This is a genomic window from Proteus sp. GOKU (assembly GCF_015475555.1).
Classification (GTDB): Bacteria; Pseudomonadota; Gammaproteobacteria; order Enterobacterales; family Enterobacteriaceae; genus Proteus; species Proteus mirabilis_B.
Map to the genome: position 1 here is coordinate 3334926 of NZ_CP034105.1, position 22803 is coordinate 3357728.

Below are 22803 nucleotides of genomic sequence, written 5' to 3' on the forward strand. Positions count from 1 at the left end.
TTATTTCTCACCGACTACATCAAGTTTGCTACTTTTACCTGTAAATAGTGAATCTAGAGCCAAAACAAAAGCCTCATCAGGTAAATAAGCATAAACTCCATTTCCGGGATGCGCTTTGTCTATACCTCGTAAGAAGAGGTAATAAATTCCGCCAAAGTGGCTTTGGTAATCATAATCAGGGATGCGCTGTTGTAAAAAACGATGTAACGCTAAGGTATAGAGTTGATATTGCAAGTCGTAGCGATGATCCATCATTGCATTCATCATCGCTTCTTGTGTGTAATCCTCACTCGATTCACCTAACCAATTCGATTTATAATCCACAACATAGTATTTACCTTCCCAAGAAAAGACTAAGTCAATAAAGCCTTTGAGCATCCCTTCTACTTGTTGAAATTGCAAAGCTGGACAACGTTTTGATAGTGGATCAAACTGGCTAATTAATTGAGTCAACTGGGTTGATGATACCTCTTTTTCAATAGGCAAATAGAATTGTAATTCATCAAGTTGTTGTGATTTTGGGATATCAGCAAGACACAATCCTTGAGTATTAAGAGGTGTATGAAATAGCGTTTCCATCCATGAAACTAAAAGAGGAGCCCACTTTTCATCAAAACCTTGAGCTGTCAATTGTCCTTGCATCCACAGTTCATCAATAGGTTGTGAAAAATCTAATACTTCCAGCAAACTGTGTAAGAACGTTCCTGCTACTGCCCCACGAGGGAAATGATGAATTGAATTTTCATCAACCTCCCCTTGTTGCTTCTCACCTTTAGCATCTGTATCAAGCCCCGGTGCGATAGATTGCACTAAAGCCTCAATATCACCTAAATCAAAATGAGAATTACGATTTGAATGCTGATAGGTTAACCCTGAATAACTCGTTATACGCCAGTTATCATGGATCTGGCGTTTAAATATAGCAGCCTCAAGTTTTGTTTCAGCCATTAATTGAGGCTGATAACGATGTGCAGATATATTATCAAGCGTTGTTACACTGATATTATCATCTAATAAAGCATGGATTGATTGATGCAATAATTCACTATCGCCTTCTTCACCTAGCTGTAATAAATATCCTAAAGCATTTTTATGCAGATCGGTAAGCCCTGACTTACGTTTAGTCCCCTTAACAAGAGGAGCAACACCAACATAACAGCAGAATTTAGATCGTGTTAATGCGACATAAAGTAAGCGTAAATCTTCAGCTAAGCGCTCTTCATCTGCTAAACGCAAACTTTCAGGTCGGCTAAAAATATCTAATTTTGCGTAAAATTTCTCTCTATCATGATAAAGCGCCCCTTTCTGCTCTTGATAATTACAAGCAAAAGGTAAGCAAACGATAGGATATTCAAGGCCTTTAGATTTATGGATAGTACAAATCCGCACAAGGTTTCGGTCGCTTTCCAAACGCATTTGTTGGCTTTCAGACTGCGCATCGGGATGAGAAATCTGTTGTGCTAACCAACGAATAAGGGCGTGTTCACTATCAAGCTGTAATGATGTTTCTTGTAATAGTTCACCGATATGCATGATATCTGTAAGCCGACGTTCACCATCAATGCTTGCGAGCAAGTTTTCCGCAATCTGATTATCCATCATGATTTTACGCAACATCGGTAAAACACCACGCTTTTGCCATAGTACATAATAATCAGCAAATTTCTCTACGTAGCTATTCCAGCGCGCTTCACTGCGGTTCAGATCATCAATTTGCTTCGCGCTAAAACCAAATAATCGGCTAGCTAAAGATGCCCTTAAGACTCGCTCTTTCTCCGGTGTTACAACTGCTTGTAATAACCAAAGTAGATCTTTAGCTTCATTGGTTTCAAATACACTTTCACGATTGGATAAAAACACCGATTGTATCGAAAGTAAATTCAGTGCATCACGAATAAGTACGGCTTCTCTACGGCTACGCACTAACACCATAATATCAGCAGATGTAACCGATTTTTTTGTATCTTGTTCAATCAGCCAAGCTTGTTGCCGATCCCCAGCTGATAACCAATCACGAATTTGTGCAGCACATTGTGCCGCCATGATTTGTTCATAATTTCCCGTAGAAACGCTTTCACCTTCAGCAAGCCAAAAATTAAAAGGAGAAATCGGTTTATCATGGTAAATAAAAGCCATGTCTTGGTTTTTTTCAGCTGAACTTACTTCAATAAAAGGGATATGCTCAAATAAAAATGGAGCATTCGAACGCATAAAAAGTTTGTTAACTGCATTCACCATACCCGGTGCAGAGCGCCAGTTAGTGTTTAATGTGTAGTGATGAGATGTCTGCTTTCTAGCTTGAATATAAGTAAAAATATCCGCACCACGGAAAGCATAAATTGCCTGTTTAGGATCACCGATAAACAACAAACCGCTGTTTTCATACTCACCATAAATCGCATCAAAAATACGATACTGTTGAGGATCTGTATCTTGGAATTCATCAATCATTGCTACTGGATAGCGTTCACGAATGGCTTGTGCTAAAGCTTCACCACCTTCACGTTTCAATGCTCTATCTAAACGTGTTAATAAATCATCGAATCCCATTTCGCCACGACGCATTTTTTCATTTTCAATACCTTGGCGTATTTCAGGGATCGCGTTGACCAAAATAACATCACGCAAAGTCAAACTCTGCTTTGTTAATCGTTCAATTTCAACGAACAGAATATGCTCTGGCGCTGGACCTTTAGTCGCCTTCTCATTCAATGTTTCTTGAGAAAAACGAACTAAACAATCAGGTAATTGATAGCTTTTAGTTTCTAGTGTTGACGCCCACAAAGTGATTTCTTCAATCCATTTAGGTAAGAAACGACTGCTGTAACTACGTTTATCGACACCTGAAGCCGTTATCCATGCTTCAACTTCATGATGATGTTCATTCCAACGAGTTTTAACATTATTAATTGCTTCGATAACCGCTTGATGACGCTCTTTTACTGATTCGTTTTCGCTATCTAATGCCACACCTTCTATTTCAGGCATTTCACCTTGTAAATAAGGCTGTATTTCATAAAGCAGTTGTTCTGGGCCAGACCAAATCTGGCTTACTGCATTAGCAACATCATAAGAAAGTGGATAACAATGGCGACGCCAGAAGTCAGCACATACCCGTTTTTTGAGCTCATATTCATCTTGGATCAAGACTTGTTCAAACAAGACTCCTGATTCAAAGGCATTGTTCGCCAACATACGCTGACAAAAGCCATGAATAGTGTAAATAGCTGCTTCATCCATTTGGCGTTCAGCTTCTAACAACCACTGTGCCGCTAGCTCTTTATTAGGTATCTGTTTGAGTAACTCGTGGTAAGTATTATCACTACTTTCAACATCGTGACGGATACAGGCAAGTCTTAGTTCATGAATATTTTTACGAATACGTGCTCGTAATTCATCTGTCGCCGCATCCGTAAATGTTACAACTAAAATCTCTTCAACACTGAGAGGGCGGTAAAATGCAGATTCTCCGCCTAATCCAAGAAGCAGCCGTAAATACAACAACCCTATTGTATAAGTTTTCCCTGTTCCCGCAGACGCCTCAATGAGGCGTCTTTGGTACAGAGGAAGCGTATACGGGTTTAATGGCTGTGCCTGTATCACTTCACTCACTCTTTAATTTCCTCAACAGGTAAGGTTTTTTGTAATTCACTTACTGTGGTGTAACGCTTCCATTGTTTATTTTCTGCGTAATCAGCATCTTTGCCATCTTTACCAATAACTTGAGAAACAAAAATAAATCCGTTAGGTTTTATAATTGCTTTTTCATAAAATTCAATAGCTTGTTTTAACGTAACCTTATTAAGCTCTGCTAAGAATTTTTCACGGCCATCATATTTTAAGTTATTACGATGGAAGTCATTTCGATAAAGAGAAACTTCTTCATAGAACGTTTGAGGTGGCTGTTTAACTTCGGTAATAATCGCTTGTTTATACTGATTAAAATCAGCTTCGTTCATTTTTTTCAAACGTTCGTAAGCTTGCTGATAAAATGCGTTATAGCGCTCATTTAAGTAGACAGGTGGTTTTGCATTACTTTGTAGTAAAAAGCCGATACCTGATTGCTCACCCATAGTGCCTTGATAAGCAAATACGGCGTAACCTAGTTGCTCTTCTGTTCTTAATTGATCATAGAACCAAGGTTTGATAACTGAGGCTAGCACTGAAGAAATTGCCTGACCTTCAAGTCGGCTATAACCTGTCGGGATATAAAGCTCACCTAATGCATTATCTGTACTCTTCGATTTATTTTGGAATTCAACTGCATTTAATTTATTGAATACTAATGTTTCACCGATCCAATATTCTGTGCCTTGATTACCTAATAATTCGTGTGCAGATTTAGCAATATCACGGCTTTGCTCTGGTGTTAAATTACCAATAATCAGTGCTTGAAGTGCCGAATTTTTAATGACTTCACGGCGATTATCAATAATATCTTGTAGTGTAATTGACTCTAATGCTTTGATTTTATCAGCTTCTTCATAATACGGGATCGTATTTAATCGGCGAGCTGGCAGCATAGCGGCTTCAAATGCTTTTAAGTTATGAGTCACTTCAAGCTGTTCACGATACCAAGATTTAGCCTGATCTAGTTCTTCTTGAGTTGATTCAAAACTCATATAGCTTTTCAGTGTCGCATTAACTAATTCTGGTAAATGTTGTGTATACCCATTCATTGAAAAATCAATGCCTTGCCCTGATGAGGATGAGATATTCATTCCCGCAACAGAAGCTTGGTAAGATAATTCACTTAATGCTAAACCAGCAAGATAATCAGTTAAGGTTTGCGTCACTTGCTGCTTAACAGTAATGTCTGATTTCTTATTCACTAAACTTAATGTCACACTGGCTTTAGGCTCATCAGAAAAATAGTGTGATGGCATATAAAATAAGCGAGCGCTTTTATCTTGCCACAACAATTGTGGTTTGATGATTTTGCTGTCCGCATCAATTAGTGAAAGATTATCAGGAATGTAAGGGTTAAGTGCTGGCAGTGATAATGAAATATCGTCTGATAATGCTTGCCATGTTTTTAATTGCTTATCTGTGATTTTATCAACCTGATAAGGCGCATTAACAAAATAGGCTTGTTTGTTAGAAGGTTCATTAGGACTAATTACCCAAATACGAGCCTTCTCTGGTGTAAGAGAATCAAGACGAGAAAGGATCGCTGAAGGTTCATAATTATCAGCAATATAGTCTGCATCTAGGATATTTTTGATTGGATAACGCAGCATCATATCCGAAATACCTTCTATGTAATTCATATCTCTTACAATAGAGCCATAACGGAATGAGAGATCTAATACATTCGCAATTTCATTAAAGTAGCGCTGACTGATACCTTCTGTTTGAATTAAACGAATATATGCAAAGATAGCAGAAATCACTTTGTCTTTTTGCGCTAAACCTTTATCTGTCAACGCGACATAAATCGTAAATGAGCCTTGGTTACGATCAATATAAGGCTCTGAAGAGGCACTAATACTTTCAGCCAAGCCTTGATCTTGTAGCCATGTTGCCAATGTGCCCGCGCTACGATTACCGATTAAATAACCAATATATTCATCAGATTTACTACGAAAATCGGCAACATTATTATCAATACCAAATTCAATCTGTAAGGTTTTTTGCGGCAAAGCAGGTACAAGATGGATCATTAACCCTTTTTCTTTATCCGTCATAGCAGGTACTGTTGTGACAGGCACGTCAGCCTTTTTATTCGGGATACGAGCAAAAGTCTCTGCGGCTAATTTAGATAATTCATCAAGTGATTTATTACTATAAATAACACCATTCATTAAATTGCCAGAATAGTGTGTCTGATAGAATTTAATCAATTCATCTTGAAGCTTACTATTTGGTTTATCACTTAATGTTTCTAGATTCCCCCCCATAAAGCGAGAACTTGGATGTGCTGGGTTTAAAGTTTCTGCTCTGACTTGCCAAAAACGCATACCATCGCGTGCGCGCGCCATTGTTAATTCAGCATTAACAGCATTACGTTCACGATCTGCGTTTTTAGGATCAAGTAAAGGTTCAGCTAAAGCATCAGCAAGGCGATCTACCGCTTCATTAATGGCACTATTTTCTACTTCTAAATAGAACGCAGTGCGGTAAGTCGTTGTACTCGCATTATGAGAGCCGCCATTCTTTTGTAAGAATTCAGACATACTGCCTGATTGAGGATATTTCACCGATCCCATTAGCACCATATGCTCTAAATAGTGCGCAAGACCTTGCTGACTATCTGGATCTTCTAATGCTCCAACAGGTAATGCCACAGCCGTTAATGATTTAACTGCCTTTTCATCAGAAACCAGTAATACGGTCATTTCATTAGGTAGTTTAATCGCTTGATATTGCCGTGGATCGCTCTCACTTTTTTCAATACTATCTGGCAATACTTGCCAGAGAGGATCAGCGGCAAAGCTGTTGATACTCACTAGCATCAATAGCAACATGATCCATAGTTGCGAGAAGTATTTTCTCATCTGATATGAGCTCCCTTATTTTTTCAGAAATGGAATTATTGGTTTAAATATTGTTAATGCCGTCTGTTTGACTGTTTGTAAAAAAAGTTCATCTAATTGAGAAAAAGCACGCTGAACATACATGTCACTCATTTCACCATCTCGATTATAGCTATCCGTTAAATGTTGCATCAGTACTAATTCTGCTTTTTCAAGAGTCTCTTCATCATCAAGTAAAAACTCTTGTGATTTTTTATCATAGCAAGCTTGTAACCAAGCCCAGCCACTTTTCGCAAATAGCGCTAATGGGCTGTTTAACCCTTGTTTATAGTCACTGATTAACTTGTCTAATGTTGCATAGGCAAACTCAGGATCAACGGGTAATAAACACCATTGAGTCTCTTTTCTACCGTAAAACCGACTCTCACCAGTGCCCTCTTTCAAGCAATAAACTAGGTGCTCAATCCAAAGTTGCAATAAGTCATTAGCTGTTAAGCTGGCAGGTCGCCAACGTAATAAACCATCAGCTTGTACCTCATTTAAACGACCAATCAATGGTATTGCACTAAAGCTTTGCTCTAATGTGACAGAATGTGTGGCTAATCGTTCACTTCTTATCTTTTCAGCTAAAGGAAGTAATTCCTCTATTTGTTGCTCCCAATAGATTTGACCAAAAGCACTTGCTGGAAGTTGTCCTGCTGCTTTGATACGCTCAAACAGTGTTTCTGTTGAGGTTTGATCAATCAATGCTTTTAATAACCATTGATTCAATAGATAACGTTGAAGTGCATTGACCACAAATGGCTCTTCTTCGGGTAATTCTGTTTCTTCAATAACGAAATTTGTTTTTAATCTTTGTTGGAAAAAAGCACGAATAGGATGACGATAAAAACGTGCCAGTGCATCAACAGAGACTTTATCTATTGTGTCGTCATCATTAAGTGGTTCGATAAAACTTTGATGAACCTCCCCTTGCCCACTAGCAGCAGGCAGCCATTCGGAGGCATAAGAACGAAAGGAAGCACCTATACGGAAATTTTCTTGAGCAAAAGGAACACGGCTATGTTGTGTTAATAAACGCTGATTTACACGAGTCGCACTGTCATCAACATTGAGTTCACCATCCTCTGGTAAACGGAAATTTTGCCCAATATAATCTTGTAATTCTTTGATTAAGACGGATGGATTACATTCTCGATCGTCACGAATCGATTTTCCAATATAGCTGATATAAAGGTATTTTTCAGCTGAGCTAAGCGCTTCAAGGAATAAATAGCGGTCATCATCACGACGTTTTCTATCACCACGACGGCGTTTTTCCGCCATTAAATCAAACCCTAGCGGCTGAATATTACGAGGATAAATACCATCGTTCATGCCTAATAAACACACCGCTTTAAAGGGAATGGAGCGCATAGGCATTAATGTACAGAAATTAATACTACCAGCCAAAAAGCGTTGACTGATTTTTTCATCATCGAACCGCACTGTTAATTCATCACGAATAAGAACTAGCGGAATTTCATTTTGATATTGCGCTTTCAATCCGTTTTCAATCACTTTTTGCCATTGTTGGATAATAAGCGCTAAGACTAATTCCGTTTCTTCATCAGACTCAAAAAAGGCATCAACTAATTGTTGCCCAACTTCTAGCCAAGCTTCTAATGAACGAGTTTCACTCAAACGTGTACGCCAATCACTTAATGTATAAAGAAAATCAGCGAGATGCCCTGCAAGTTCAGCGACTAATCCACTGGATTCATCGTAAGGAAGAACGCCTTTCCAAGGACCATTTTCACTTTCCATCGCATAGCCAAGCAACATGCGCAGTAAGCCAAATTCCCACGTATTTTTACCCGTAATAGGTAATAAGAATGAAGCCACATTCTCATCATCTAATCCCCAGCGTATACCTGACTCATCAACCCAACGACGCAGTAGTTTTAATTCATTTTCAAAAATAGAGAAATGCCCAGCTAAAGCAGGAACTTCGAGTAGTGCCAATACTTGTTCGGCAGTAAAACGGCTTTGAGGAAGCTCTAATAACGTAATAAAAGCTTGTAATACAGGGTGTGCTTGACGCGCTTTTCTATCTGAAATAGCAAAAGGAAGATAACGTTCTGAAGGCGCATTACCAAACACAGCTTGAATATAAGGTGTATAGCTATCAATATCCGCAACCATCACAATAATATCACGCGGCAGCAATTCAGGGTCTTGCTCTAACAAATGCAGTAATTGATCTTGTAGCACTTCCACTTCGCGCTGTGGACTATGGCTAGCATGAAAAGTCAGTGAATAATCATCTGGCGAAATCACACGTTTATTTTCACTACACTCATAAGTTTCAAGTGTTGTACCTAATTGTGAAAAATCTTCTAAATCAAGGATGTCCGCCTGCAACTGGTGAAGTAAGTTATCTCTTGGGATCTCAACAAACGCATCCAACACATCGGTGTATTCAAGTTCAGAGAGGAAATAAAGATTATCTTTACCTAATTTTCCCCATGATGCTAATAGCGGATTACCAATATTTTGCTCACCTTCGTCATTAAATAACGAAGAAGCATTTATTTCATCTTTAAACCAAGGGGATTCATGTAATTGTTTATAATGGCGTGGTTTTCTACTATTAAGACGAGCGAGAAATTTAGGATCTTGGATATCTCCCCAATAGTAACGGCAAGGGTTGGTAAAAAGTAAATAGATCTCGGTATGACGTCCAATAGCCTGTAACGCCTGCAAGTAAACTTGAGGTAACGCTGAAATTCCACAAATAAAAATACGAGGTGGAAAACAGTGCTGAAGCTGCCCTTCTTCTGCATTATTTAATGTAGAGATAAATTGTTGATAAAGATTAGAACGATGCCATTGAGGCTGATTAAGATCTTTTGTGTATTGCTGTAATGCTACCCACAATATTTTTTGCCAGCGTTGATTTTCACTCAGCCCTTCGATTAACTCATCTTTTTCCCACGAAGCTAGCCAATCTGAACGATAAACTAAATATTGGTCAAATAAATCAGCCACACGCCCCGCTAACTGGTGAAGCTTACGTTTATCTTCATCATCATTTAAATAATGCAATAAAGGTTTAAATTCTTCATGAGATAAAAATTCAGGAAGCAATGCCATTAATTTCCATGTCATGGCATCTTTAGAAAAAGCGCTTTCTTTAGGTATACCTGATAATACCCGAGTAAACATTTCCCAAATAAAGGTCGCTGGTAATGGATAATGGATATTAGCAGCAATACCCAAACTTTCGGCAAGCTGGATTTGTAACCACTGAGACATTCCGGGGCTTTGTACAAGGATCACTTCTTGTTCAAAAGGAGAAGAAAGTGGTCTGGTCTGCATAAAGTGCACCATAAGTGACTTTAGTAATGATAACTGATTTGAGTGATATATATGAAACATCAGATCCTCATCTTATTAATAGCATGACCAGTAATACAGACTTATTTTGGGTAATGCGTGATTCTCAACATAACCTTCTATTTGCTGACAACCTTCAGACTGCAAAAGTGAGCGTGTCATTATTTTTCGGTTAGATGCGAAATAGTCAGGTGATTTATCAGACATTTGTTCAAATAAAACAAAAAGTTCCTGCCCTACCTGCTGAATTTGAATTAACTGCTGAAAATCAGCTTTTAATGATTGACTATACCCTATAATAGCGACAAAACTAATATTAAAAAACAGTAATATAAACATTGTATTAAGTAAAATAGAGCCATTTTCTGATTTATTTTGACTGTTATCTATAACGCACACTCCTTATGCACTAATGGGCAATAATCTAGCCATCCATTTGGATGTGCAACAATAGATTTATTTTTGTCCTTCGAAAAACCAACCCATTGATAATGATATATTTTATAACCCTTTAAGCTTTCTGCTTGCCCTTGTAATAAGCCCTTTTCCAAAGAGAGCAAAAATAAACAGCTTTTTATTTTAGGGTCTGCATGAAAATGACGGCATTGCCATTTATTTAACTGTGACGACGAAATTTCCCAATTCAGCTTTATTCCCCACACTAATGCGGATTCAGCAAATAAAAAAGCTTGTCGTGCTTGTAACTCTTGCATCACTATTTGTTGAGACTGCCGGTAATAATAAGCAAAACTCCCAAGTGCTGATAAGCTCATAACAATAAATCCCATTACGACAAGTAAGCTTGCAAACCCTTGTTCCCTTTTGTTGTGTGTTAAATCAATACTCATAACGTGGTCACATTCCTTAACCGAATGTCATTCTGATAATGTGACTTCACAGCAGGAGATTGTTTTAAATGAAATTTTAAAGAGACTGAAAGGTAAACAAGGGGCTTATCTTTAATAAAATGTCGTCTTGAATAAGGGCGCAAAATAAACTCTGTCACTTCAATCTCATGACTTTCAAAAAATCGTTGCCATCCTGAAGAAGCACAATCTTGTACTCCTCTTAATTGCTCCAATTGCCCATTTTTAAGCCGATAACCAAAATAATCACTCTCTTTTGAAGAAGGTGCATCCCATCGACCATTGCTGTTTACGTCATAAGCAAAAATAACGCAGGAGTTTTTTTCTTGATAAGGATACTGTCCTATTTTTAAAGGTGAGATTTGCCCTCTATTTGACTGCAATGCATGAGTACAATCACCATGACAATACCCAATGCGCCTTAGTTGTGTTTCTAGTACCAATAACCGTTCTCTTAAAAAAATATCTAATTGGTATTGTTGGTAACAATGGTGCAGTGTATTCATTACTTGAGGGTAAGCTCGACTAATACAAAGAAACAGACCCCCACTAATTGCCATGGCAAAAAGACACTCCATCAGCATCATGCCAGATGAAAATGAGAATATTGATCGCTTTAACATGGCGAAAATACCTTAATTTTCTGGCTACATGCTCTTATTCTGCCTAAAGATGAAATAACAACTTTCACTTCACCTTCTGAACCTTGAAGCACAAAACTCATTGGTCTTAAGGTTTGACGAATACCCCCAAACGTAAAATTTGAGACGGTTGATTGTTTAAGTTGAATACCAGACGCTAATTGAAAAATCGTTTGTTTTTCAGGTGAATGTCGCAGAGGAAAAGGAATAGCGACGACTTTGTTACTGGGCGATAAATGAAGTGATATTTTAATTTTTATATTAAATAGTAGCGCTTGTTGTCGCTGATAAGAAAGAAAGGCTATGGTTTCTCGCACACTATGTATCAATTGACGTTGATGAATAAATTGCTGATAAGTCGTGATTGATAAGTAACTTAGAATCGAAGTGATCATCATGACAATAAGCATTTCAAACAGGCTTATCCCAAATTCACTCTCTTGTTCAAGTTTTCTATTTAGGTTTATTTCCATGTTACTGTTCATTTTTTCTCCTTTAGATCCTGCAATTGAGAATGCAGCTAAACCTTTGTAAGGTAAATAAAAGAGAGTGTTTTTTTCGAACAATGACGCAGTAACAATATTTTCAGAACAAATACAAAAAATGATTTTCAACAATATTGAGCTGACTTTAATTTATTGAATTTAAAGTTAATGATAGAAATAAAAAAGCCCCTGTTTATCACTAAACAGAGGCTTTAAATGCAAAAGAAAAATTAAACCGTAAATGGATATTTTATCGCTTCATGGCACTGATAACCTTCAACGGTAAAATCATCTGTTGTTACCCACGTTTCAATATCTTCCAACGTTTTAATTTTTGGATTGATATGTAATGTTGGTAGCGGCAATGGCTCTCTTTTTAGTTGTACATCTCGCATCAGTGGTAATTGATTTTCATAGATATGTGCATTGATTATCTTATGAAATGCTTTACCTGGCTTATGCCCTGTAATTTGAGCCACCAGCGCTAATAACACAAAGCACTGTATTTGGTTGAAATTCAAACCTAATGGCACATCGCAGCTACGTTGATAAGAGGTTAAATAAAGCGTATCACCCACTAATGAAAATGTGTGTGTATGCATACAAGGACGCAAACAACCTAGCTCAGTTTCACCCGGGTTATAGAACGTTACGATTTCGCCACGATCATCTATACCCTTAGTCAAGTTATCTATCACTTTACGTAGTTGATCAAAATGGGAGCCATCTGGGCGTTGCCACTGACGTCCTTGAACGCCATAAACACGCCCCATATCGTCTTCACCTTTACGATGAGGGTTATTTAACCATGCCCCATTTTCATTAGCGTTTGCATTCCATGTATTACAACCAATTTCACGAAATTGCGCTGCGTTGTCGTAACCGCGTAAATACCCTAACAACTCTGCAATTGCAGCTTTATAGAAGCTTTTACGTGTCGTTATCAACGGAAATTGGTTATTTGCAACATCATATTCCAGATCGGCATTAATCACCGTTAAACAACGGGTTCCTGTCCGTTTATTATCAATCCATTGTCCTTCATCGATAATGCGTTGACACAATGCCAGATACTGCTTCATGTTGTCTCTCTTGTAATTAGCTAATAATAAAAAATTTATCTCACACTATTTGTGAGCAGGTGTTGGATTTTGTGGTGTTTTTTTATTTTGACGATAAGCCCATACCATAAAAATAATACCCAACAAAATCATTGGAATTGAAAGAATTTGTCCCATACTCACACCACCAAATAATCCTAGTTGTGCGTCTGGTTGACGGAAGAATTCAACAATAATACGGAATGCGCCATAACCAATAAGGAATAAACCTGACACACTGCCTATTGGACGACTTTTGCGCACAAAGATATTCAGAATAATAAATAACACCACCCCTTCTAATAGCATTTCATAGAGCTGTGATGGGTGACGAGGTAAAACCCCATATTCTTGAATGATTGGCAGTAGTGTTGCTGGATCTTGGGCAACAAGCTGGAGATCTGCAGAACGCGAGGTTGGGAATAAGAAAGCCCAAGGTGTATCGAATGTGACGCGTCCCCATAATTCACCGTTAATAAAGTTACCAACACGACCTAACCCTAAGCCAAATGGAATTAATGGTGCAACAAAGTCTGCCACTTGGAAGAATTTACGTTTAGTACGTTTAGCAAACCAAATCATGGCACAAATTACCCCAATTAAACCGCCGTGAAATGACATACCGCCATCCCACACTTTAAAGAGGTAAAGAGGATCATTTAAAAAGACAGGTAGGTTATAGAATAAAACATAACCTAAACGACCACCGATAAACACACCCACAAAACCAACATAAAGTAATGTTTCAACTTCATTTTTAGTCCAACCACTATTCGGTTTTGCAGCTCGACGGTTTGCAAGCCATAAGGCAAAGACAAACCCAACTAAATACATCATACCGTACCAGTGTAATGACACAGGCCCGATAGAAAACATAACAGGATCGATCTCTGGAAATTTAAGGTAGCTTATACTCATTATTCCCTACTTCACTTAATCAATAATTTCTGTGCTGGTCATTTATTACCAACATAGAAAAGGCTTATACGAAGGCTTACTAGATACCTCCGCGAATTAATCCACCTAATCCTTGCCGTTCCATAAATTCAGAAGACAATTTTTTAATTTCTGTTGCTGTTTCAGCTTGCAACACCTGTTGCATAAAAGGCTGTAACATCACAGGATCAAGATGGCGCAATAAGTATTTTACCCTAGGTAAACTACGACCACTCATGCTTAACTGCCTAAAACCGAGCCCTATTAACAGCAATGCCCCTATTGGCGTGCCCGCCATTTCACCACAAACACTCACTGGCAACTGATAATATTGGCATTGTGTTGCAATCAAATTCAGTGAACGCAATAACGCAGGATGCAAATTATCATAGAGTAATGCTACATGGGTATTATTACGATCGACTGCAAGTAAGTATTGAGTCAAATCGTTTGTTCCAACAGAGATAAAATCAACCCGATTGGCTAATTGTGACAACATAAACACCAATGAAGGTACTTCAAGCATAATACCTAACGGAGGTGGAGCACATTCACATTTTAGCTCTCGACTCACTTCATCACATGCTCGTAGCAGTAATGTTCTAGCTTCGTCAATTTCATCAATACTTGTCACCATCGGCAACAATATTTTCAAATTTTTAAATTCGAGGTTTGCTTTTAGCATTGCGCGTAGCTGAATAAGGAAGATTTCCGGTTGATCGAGCAATATTCTTATTCCTCTCCAACCTAAGCAGGGGTTTTCCTCATTAATTGGCATATAAGGAAGTTGCTTATCAGCACCAATATCTAGAGCACGTAATACAACGGGTTTATCAGGGAAAAAAGAGAGGATCTCACGGTAGCGATTTTTCTGTTCATCTTCTGAAGGAAAACCACTTTGTAGCATAAAAGGGATTTCTGTTCGATATAAACCAACGCCATCGATTCCAACACTAATGCGTTGTTCATATTTTATATTTAATCCCGCATTCAGTTGAACGCTAACTGCCTCACCATTTTTTAAAACCGCTTGCTGTTCAAGCTGCTCTTCTGCAATTTGGCTTAATACACTCTCTTCATCAATAATTTGTTTATATTCTTGAGTAATAAAAGGCTCGGGCTCGATAAAAATCTCACCACGATAACCATCAAGAATAAGCATTCGATTATGTAGAAGCTCAGGCTGGATATCCGCCCCCATAATTGCGGGTATGCCCATTGCTCTAACAAGAATGGCTGAATGCGAGTGAGTTGCACCATCTCGAACAATTACACCAGCAAGTTGTTGCTCAGGTAGTTCTGCCAATAAACTTGCACTTAATTCATCAGCCACCAAAATAAAACGCTCTGGCCAAATATTGGTTGAGCTTAGATCATCATCTAAATGGAATAATAACCGACGCCCTAATGCTTTAAGATCAGACGCTCGCTCTCGCATATAACCATCTTTCAGGCTAGAAAATTGGGCAGCGACTTTCTCAACCACCACTTTGACAGCCCATTCCGCAACATATCCTTGTGTAATGATTGCGGTCATTTTATGTTTGAGCTGAGGATCGTTAAGTAAATGCGAGTAGAGATCAAAAATAGCAGCGCTCTCTTTTTGTGCATTCGCCATAAAGCGCTTACTAAAGCGGCGACATTCTGCGGTCGCATCTTCTAAAGCCACCGTAAGTCGATTTAATTCTGCTTTTATATCAAGGGCACTGGCTTTAAAAACATTTTCAAGAATAGGTTGAGAAACTTCTTGCCAGCCATAAGCCATGACCACGCCAGTAGAAACTGAAAGTGCTTTAATACGACTTTGACGATATTGCCCAAAAAGTCCTTTAGTTTGTACTTGCGATAATGTGGCACCAAGCTGGGTCGCCAGCGTCACCATAAAAGATTCTTCGCTCTCATTAAATAAGCGACGCTCTTTTTGCTGAACGACTAATACACCAAGGAGTTGGCGACGATAAACGATAGGAACGCCAAGGAAAGCGCGGAGATCGTCTTCTTTAACTTGAGGAAGGTATTTAAAACTAGGATGTTCACGAACATCAGCGAGGTTGATAAGTTCTGAAAGACGACCCACTTCACCAACAACGCCTTCATCAAATGAAAGGCTAACGGCTCGCCCTCTAGGTTTTTTTAACCCTTTGGTCGCCATAAGATAAAAACAACTACGTTGTTTATCGGCAAGATAAATAGAACACACATCCGTGTGCATTGCCTGACACGTTTCCTTGACTAAGAGTTCAAGCGCTTCTGGAAGCCCTGCTGCCATAGCCACTTTTTCTACAATTTCTCGCAAACGTGTCAGCATAGTGTTATCTAATACCTTTTACGCCGATATCCATACGATGGACGCGGTAAAGACACTTGTTCTTGCAACGGCATGACTACTGGTGCGAACTCTTTCATTACACGTCGATAAACATCGCGTTTAAAAGAGACGACTTGTCGAACTGGATACCAATAACTCACCCAACGCCAGCCATCAAATTCTGGCGTTTTGCTTTGTTGAACATTGATGTCTTTATCATTACTTGTTAACTGCAAAAGGAACCAACGCTGTTTTTGTCCAATACAAACAGGTTTTGTGTCCCAACGCACCAAACGCTTAGGTAACTTGTAACGTAACCAGTTACGTGTGGAGGCAAGAATTTTGACATCCTTGCGACTTAACCCAACTTCTTCGAACAACTCTCGGTACATTGCCTGCTCTGGCGATTCTCCAGGGTTAATTCCTCCTTGAGGAAACTGCCATGAATGTTGCCCATAGCGACGAGCCCAAAGCACTTGCCCTTGCCGATTACAAATTACAATCCCTACATTCGGGCGGTAGCCATCATCATCGATCACTAGACTACCTCAATAACCAAATTTGAAAGATAACTCATTGTTTCATACTACTCACAGACGGTAAACCTCTATCAACAGACTTTGCATGGCTCGCGTATTTATCTACAATGGGAAAGTCTCAACGGGGTGCCTTTCTATTTCTAGGCTGAGAAAAACTCGTGGAACCTGATCCAGCTAATACTGGCGTAGGGATTTGAGTCAGGATGTTGCAATATTCATTGGCTTGCCATCCTCACTCCTCAGATCCTACCTGACTTTTACTGAGGAACTAAACGTGTTAACTAAATCGCTTCGCTTTACTTTCCTGCTCGGCGCACTGGGCATTATGAGCACTTTTTCGACTCAAGCCTTAGCACAAAAACCCACACTCACTGTTTACACTTATGATTCATTTACCGCAGATTGGGGTCCGGGACCTGCAATAAAAAAAGCGTTTGAACAGCAATGTGATTGTGAACTAAAACTGGTTGCTCTGTCTGATGGTGTATCTCTACTTAATCGCTTACGTATGGAAGGTGATAAAAGTAAGGCGGATATTATTTTAGGATTAGATAACAACTTGATCCACGCAGCAAAAGAAACCGGACTTTTTGCACCAAGTAATATCGATACATCCAAACTCACTTTACCTGAAAAATGGACTGACGATACCTTTGTACCTTATGACTACGGCTACTTTGCTTTTATTTATGACAAAAACCGTGTCCAAAATCCGCCAAAAAGCATGGCTGAACTCCTAAACAGCAAAGAACAATGGAAGATCCTCTATCAAGATCCTCGTACCAGTACTCCAGGTTTAGGTTTAATGTTATGGATGCAGTCGCTTTATCCTGAAAACACCGCTACTGAATGGAAAAAATTGTCAGAGAAAACACTGACAGTCACTAAAGGTTGGAGTGAGTCTTATGGCTTATTCTTAAAAGGCGAAGGTGATTTTGTGCTTAGTTACACATCATCCCCGGGTTATCACATTCTAGCGGATAAAAAAGATAACTATGCCGCAGCGATTTTTGATGAAGGACACTACTTACAAGTCGAAGTTGCCGCAAAACTCAAATCGAGCAAACAACCTGAATTAGCACAGCAATTTATGCAGTTCATGTTAACCCCTGCATTCCAAGAAACGATACCTACTACCAATTGGATGTATCCTGTTATAGATATGCCATTACCTGAAGTCTATTCTTTAATGCCTAAACCTGAAAAATCATTGCAATTTGATGCTGAAATTGTCGCAAAAGAGCGCCAGACATGGACTCGTAATTGGCAATCTGCGGTCAGTCGCTAATGGGAAGATGGCTTATCCCGGGGCTATGTGCCTCGGGTTTACTGCTTATTGTGGCGTTATTGTCATTTGGCGCATTGTGGTTTAATGCGCCAAGTGGTGAGCTGTCCTCTATTTTTGCTGATGAATACTTATGGCATGTCGTTCGCTTTACTTTCTGGCAAGCCTTTTTATCTGCACTATTTTCAATATTACCTGCTATTTGGCTCGCCAAAGCACTCTATCGACGCCAATTTAAAGGGCGAACACTCTTTTTACGCCTATGTGCAATGAGCCTTGTGTTACCCGTTTTAGTCGCCCTTTTTGGTATTTTAACGGTTTATGGCAGAGTAGGATGGATTGCTCAAATTTGTGAATGGCTAGGGATCGACTACCAATTTACGCCTTATGGTTTGCAAGGTATTTTATTAGCTCACATCTTTTTCAATATGCCATTAGCAACCAGAATGCTATTGCAAGCACTTGAAAGCATCTCATCAGAGCAACGCCAATTAGCCTCACAATTAGGTATGAATGGCTGGCAACGTTTTCGCTTTCTGGAATTTCCTTATTTATGGCGACAAATGCTCCCCACAGCATCACTGATTTTTATGCTCTGCTTTGCAAGCTTCGCTACGGTGTTAGCTTTAGGCGGAGGTCCCGCAGCAACAACGGTTGAACTCGCTATTTATCAAGCATTAAGTTATGACTACGATTTACATCGTGCTGCGCTTTTAGCTCTGATCCAGCTTTTTTGTTGTTTAGGCTTAGTGCTTATCAGCCAAAAGCTAAAAGGCACTCTTTTTGTGGGAAGCAGTCAAAAACTGCATTGGCGTGATCCCTATGATCCAATCTTTAGCAAAATAACCGATGGTTTGATTATCACCCTTGCGATCCTCTTTTTGGTGCCGCCCATTTTGGCCGTGATCACTGATGGTCTTAATAGCCAATTTCTACGTGTTATACAACAGCCTGTACTTTGGCAAGCTTTTACAACTTCACTGATTATTGCCGTTGGTGCGGGTATTGTCTGCGTTGTATTAACAATGATGTTGCTATGGAGTAGCCGAGAGCTTCGCTTACGCCATTTTAAAAAAGCAGGACAAGCCATGGAAATGAGTGGTTTGATTATTCTGGCGATGCCGGGCATTGTGTTGGCAACAGGATTTTTTCTGTTATTAAACAATACAATTGGATTACCTGAATCACCTTATATTTTAGTGATTTTGACCAACGCATTAATTGCCATACCTTATGCCTTAAAAGTGCTGGAAAATCCGATGAATGATATCGCTTCGCGTTATGGCCTTTTATGTCAGTCACTGAATTTGCAAGGAATAAACCGGCTTCGTTGGATAGAACTACGTGCATTAAAAAAACCAATCTCACAAGCGCTTGCCTTTGCTTGTGTTATTTCTATTGGTGATTTTGGTATTGTTGCCCTATTTGGTAATGAAACATTTAGAACATTGCCTTTCTATCTTTATCAGCAAATTGGCGCTTACCACACACAAGATGGTGCAGTAACAGCCATGATCTTATTGCTACTTTGCTTCTCTCTTTTTAGCCTAATAGAACGATTAGCTGGAAAATCTCATGATTAAATTAGAGCACCTTGCTTACACCTATGAACACCAACATCTCTTATTTAATCTAACGGTTAATGCAGGAGAACGCATTGCTGTATTAGGTCCAAGTGGTGCTGGTAAAAGTACATTACTCAGTTTAATTGCTGGTTTTTTGCCATCAGAAAAGGGAAGTCTGTTTCTTAACGGGCAAGATCATACAAAAACAGTACCCGCAAAACGCCCTATTTCTATGTTATTTCAAGATAATAATTTATTCCCTCACTTAACTGTAAGGCAAAATATTGGCTTGGGATTAAATCCGGGATTAAAGCTGACTGAAGATCAAAAAGCGCTATTAGAGAGTCGAGCAGAGCAAGTGGCACTTAGTGAATATCTTGAACGTTTACCTTCTCAATTATCAGGTGGTCAACGTCAACGTGTTGCTATTGCTCGTTGCCTTGTTCGTGAACAACCTATTTTGTTACTTGATGAACCTTTTTCTGCACTCGATCCCGCTTTACGCATTGAGATGTTGGCACTACTAGAGCAACTTTGCCGTGAAAAAGCGTTAACCTTATTGATGGTTTCTCATAGCTTAGAAGATGCAGCAAAAATCGCCTCAAGAGCGATTGTGATAGATAACGGTATGATTGTGTATGATGGAAATACACAATCACTAATAAATGGTGAAGTGGATCAATCACTTATTTTAGGTATTCCGTTTAATTAAGCTCAGCCAAAATTAACTGTATAAATAACCACTATATTGACTATAATAAACACATCTTTAGTGAATTATTGGTGTTTATTAGGTGCTCATGATTGCTCATACGGAACAAGGCTTTATTCTTACTCGCCACTGGAGCGACACACCGAAAGGTATTGTCGTCTCTTATTGGCTTGCTACAGATAATGGCCCGAGTAAAATTACTGTTCCTATGCAACGCGCAATTGGCTTTGTTGCCCGCCAACATGAAACTGTTTTGCGTTCTCTCGTTAATAAAAATCCTGATATTGAAATTCGCCCTCTCGATTTAAAAGATTTCGAAAGACAGCCCGTCTTTGGCGTTTATTGCAAACAATACCGCCAACTTGTCCAACTTGAGCAACAACTTAAAGAGCACCATATTCGCCTTTATGAAGCGGATATCCGCCCTCATGAACGTTATATGATGGAGCGCTTTATCACCGCACCAGTTTGGTTTCGTTATCAGCAAAATAATATTACTACATTAAAACCAGCCCCCGATTATCGACCTGCGCTTCGAACTGTCTCTTTAGATATCGAAACCAGTGAGTTTGGTGAGCTTTACTCTATTGGGCTTGCCGGTTGTGGTGATGATGTGGTGTTTATGCTTACTGATGAATTGCCCATAGTGAGTGAAAGTCAGCAACCGGAAGGCTATCGCTTATGTTATGTCAGTAGCCGATTGCGTTTAATTGAAAAGTTAAATGAGTGGATGCAACATTACGATCCTGATGCGATTATCGGTTGGAATTTAATTCAGTTCGATCTGCGTATTTTGTACACACATGCCCAACGTTATGGCGTCAGTTTATTATTAGGTCGCCAAAACAGTCCGTTAGAATGGCGAGAGCATGGATTTAAAAAAGGCCATTTTTTTGCTTCTGCTCAAGGTCGTTTAATTATCGATGGTATCGATGCTTTGAAAATGGCGACATGGAATTTCCCCTCTTTTAGCCTCGAATCTGTTGCTCAAACACTATTAGGTGAAGGTAAAGCTATCGATACACCTTACGCCAGAATGGACGAAATTAATCGACGCTTTAAAGAAGATAAGCCCGCACTGGCTTATTATAATTGGCAAGACTGTGTCTTAGTGAACCGTATCTTTGATGCGACATCTCTTATGGCATTCTTATTGGAGAGAGCCTGTGTTACGGGACTTTCCGTTGATAGGAGTGGCGGCTCTGTGGCTGCATTTACCCATCTCTATCTCCCTTCAATGCATCGCATTGGATATGTTGCGCCTAACCAAGGCGAAAAACCCGAAGAGCATAGCCCCGGTGGTTTTGTCATGGATTCGGCTCCCGGCTTATATGATTCTGTTGTTGTGCTTGATTACAAAAGTCTTTATCCCTCTATTATTCGTACTTTTTTAATCGATCCCGTAGGAATGATTGAAGGTATGCACCAACCCGATGAAAAGTTTTCTATTTCTGGATTTCGCCAAGCTCGATTTTCACGGGAACTGCACTGCTTACCCGCTATTGTGTCGCAAATTTGGCATGAAAGAGATAACGCAAAATTACATAAAAATGCCCCACTCTCTCAAGCTCTCAAAATTATTATGAACGCTTTTTATGGTGTTTTAGGCTCTGTGGGCTGTCGCTTTTTTGATCCTCGTTTAGCGTCTTCTATTACGCTACGAGGTCATGAAATTATGAAAAAAACGCGAGAGTTAATTGAAGCCAAAGGTTATCAAGTTATTTATGGCGATACGGATTCAACCTTTGTTTGGCTGAAATCACCTCATACAGAACAGCAAGCACAACAGATTGGGTATCAATTAGTACAAGATGTTAACCAGTGGTGGAAAACACATCTTCTTGAAAACTATCAACTAGATTGCAAATTAGAACTAGAATACGAAACCCATTATCGTCGCTTTTTAATGCCCACAATTCGAGGCATGGAAACGGGTAGTAAGAAACGCTATGCCGGACTCAGCAATGATAAAATGGTGTTTAAAGGATTAGAAACTGTCAGAACAGATTGGACGCCCCTCGCTCAAAAATTTCAACAAGAGCTTTATACGCGCATTTTTCATCAACAACCTTATCAGCAGTTTATTCGTGATTATGTCGCAGATACGCTTTCGGGAAAATATGATGAGAGATTAGTGTATCGTAAACGGTTACGTCGAAAATTATCAGAATATCAGCACCACGTCCCCCCTCATGTCAAAGCAGCACGTAAAGCCGATGAATATAATTTATCCCAAAATAGACCTCAACAATATCAGCAAGGCGGTTGGATTAGTTATATAATTACCCTCTTGGGGCCTGAGCCATTAGAGCACATTACCGCTGCACCTGATTACGAGCACTATATCAACAAGCAGTTAATGCCTATTGCAGATGCAATCCTACCTTTTATACAAGATGATTTTTCAACCTTGTTAAATGGGCAAATGACACTCTCATTTTAAGTTGTGTCATTTTGCAGGTGACGGTTTGCTTTGCATCTATTAACATAACGCCCCTTTGGTGATAATTAG

15 protein-coding genes and 1 riboswitch are annotated in these 22803 nt (G+C 39.2%); of the genes, 4 read left to right on the forward strand and 11 right to left on the reverse strand.

Going from position 1 to position 22803, the window contains the following annotated elements; translation table 11 throughout:
* The 11 genes from recB to rppH all read right to left on the reverse strand — a co-directional run bounded on the left by recB (position 1) and on the right by rppH (position 16729).
* On the reverse strand, positions 1–3612 hold the full coding sequence (gene recB, locus EHE21_RS15330) for an exodeoxyribonuclease V subunit beta (RefSeq protein ID WP_194951143.1): 3612 nt from the start codon (positions 3610–3612) through the stop codon (positions 1–3).
* Positions 3609–6497 carry a pitrilysin gene (gene ptrA, locus EHE21_RS15335; protein ID WP_194951144.1) on the reverse strand — a complete coding sequence of 963 codons (2889 nt, stop codon included), beginning with the start codon at positions 6495–6497 and terminating at the stop codon, positions 3609–3611. The genes recB and ptrA overlap by 4 nt, the downstream gene beginning before the upstream one ends.
* A gap of 15 nt (positions 6498–6512) precedes the next feature.
* Complete coding sequence (gene recC / locus EHE21_RS15340; RefSeq protein ID WP_194951145.1) at positions 6513–9896, reverse strand: exodeoxyribonuclease V subunit gamma; 3384 nt, start codon at positions 9894–9896, stop codon at positions 6513–6515.
* A gap of 15 nt (positions 9897–9911) precedes the next feature.
* Positions 9912–10253, reverse strand: coding sequence for a hypothetical protein (locus EHE21_RS15345; RefSeq protein ID WP_228766698.1), 342 nt, complete (start codon positions 10251–10253; stop codon positions 9912–9914).
* Positions 10241–10702, reverse strand: a complete 462-nt coding sequence (locus EHE21_RS15350; RefSeq protein ID WP_194951146.1) for a DUF2509 family protein — start codon at positions 10700–10702, stop codon at positions 10241–10243. The genes EHE21_RS15345 and EHE21_RS15350 overlap by 13 nt, the downstream gene beginning before the upstream one ends.
* A complete protein-coding gene (locus EHE21_RS15355; RefSeq protein WP_194951147.1) occupies positions 10699–11343 on the reverse strand; it encodes a prepilin peptidase-dependent protein in 645 nt (214 codons plus the stop codon). The genes EHE21_RS15350 and EHE21_RS15355 overlap by 4 nt, the downstream gene beginning before the upstream one ends.
* Complete coding sequence (locus EHE21_RS15360; protein ID WP_228766699.1) at positions 11337–11846, reverse strand: potassium:proton antiporter; 510 nt, start codon at positions 11844–11846, stop codon at positions 11337–11339. Before EHE21_RS15360 ends, EHE21_RS15355 begins: the two co-directional genes overlap by 7 nt.
* 230 nt (positions 11847–12076) lie before the next feature.
* Positions 12077–12928, reverse strand: coding sequence for a thymidylate synthase (locus EHE21_RS15365; protein ID WP_088494673.1), 852 nt, complete (start codon positions 12926–12928; stop codon positions 12077–12079).
* 45 nt (positions 12929–12973) lie between these two features.
* The gene (gene lgt, locus EHE21_RS15370; RefSeq protein ID WP_194951148.1) at positions 12974–13864 is read right to left on the reverse strand and encodes a prolipoprotein diacylglyceryl transferase; all 891 of its coding nucleotides are present in this window, start codon (positions 13862–13864) and stop codon (positions 12974–12976) included.
* A gap of 79 nt (positions 13865–13943) precedes the next feature.
* Entirely contained in the window at positions 13944–16190 is a 2247-nt protein-coding gene (gene ptsP, locus EHE21_RS15375; RefSeq protein WP_088494671.1) for a phosphoenolpyruvate--protein phosphotransferase, read from the reverse strand.
* An 8-nt stretch (positions 16191–16198) separates the two neighbouring features.
* Positions 16199–16729 (reverse strand): RNA pyrophosphohydrolase, encoded by a 531-nt coding sequence (rppH, locus tag EHE21_RS15380; RefSeq protein ID WP_036934096.1) that lies wholly within the window; start codon positions 16727–16729, stop codon positions 16199–16201.
* 112 nt (positions 16730–16841) lie between these two features.
* Positions 16842–16939, forward strand: a riboswitch (TPP riboswitch).
* Positions 16940–17054: 115 nt separating this feature from the next.
* On the opposite strand from rppH, the gene thiB reads away from it, so the two are divergent.
* From thiB to EHE21_RS15400, 4 genes are all read left to right on the forward strand, one after another.
* Positions 17055–18017 (forward strand): thiamine ABC transporter substrate binding subunit, encoded by a 963-nt coding sequence (gene thiB / locus EHE21_RS15385; protein WP_201161583.1) that lies wholly within the window; start codon positions 17055–17057, stop codon positions 18015–18017.
* Complete coding sequence (thiP, locus tag EHE21_RS15390) at positions 17993–19597, forward strand: thiamine/thiamine pyrophosphate ABC transporter permease ThiP (RefSeq protein WP_194951150.1); 1605 nt, start codon at positions 17993–17995, stop codon at positions 19595–19597. The genes thiB and thiP overlap by 25 nt, the downstream gene beginning before the upstream one ends.
* A complete protein-coding gene (gene thiQ, locus EHE21_RS15395; RefSeq protein ID WP_075671766.1) occupies positions 19590–20291 on the forward strand; it encodes a thiamine ABC transporter ATP-binding protein ThiQ in 702 nt (233 codons plus the stop codon). The genes thiP and thiQ overlap by 8 nt, the downstream gene beginning before the upstream one ends.
* Before the next feature lie 88 nt (positions 20292–20379).
* Complete coding sequence (locus EHE21_RS15400) at positions 20380–22734, forward strand: DNA polymerase II (protein WP_194951151.1); 2355 nt, start codon at positions 20380–20382, stop codon at positions 22732–22734.
* Positions 22735–22803 lie beyond the last annotated feature (69 nt).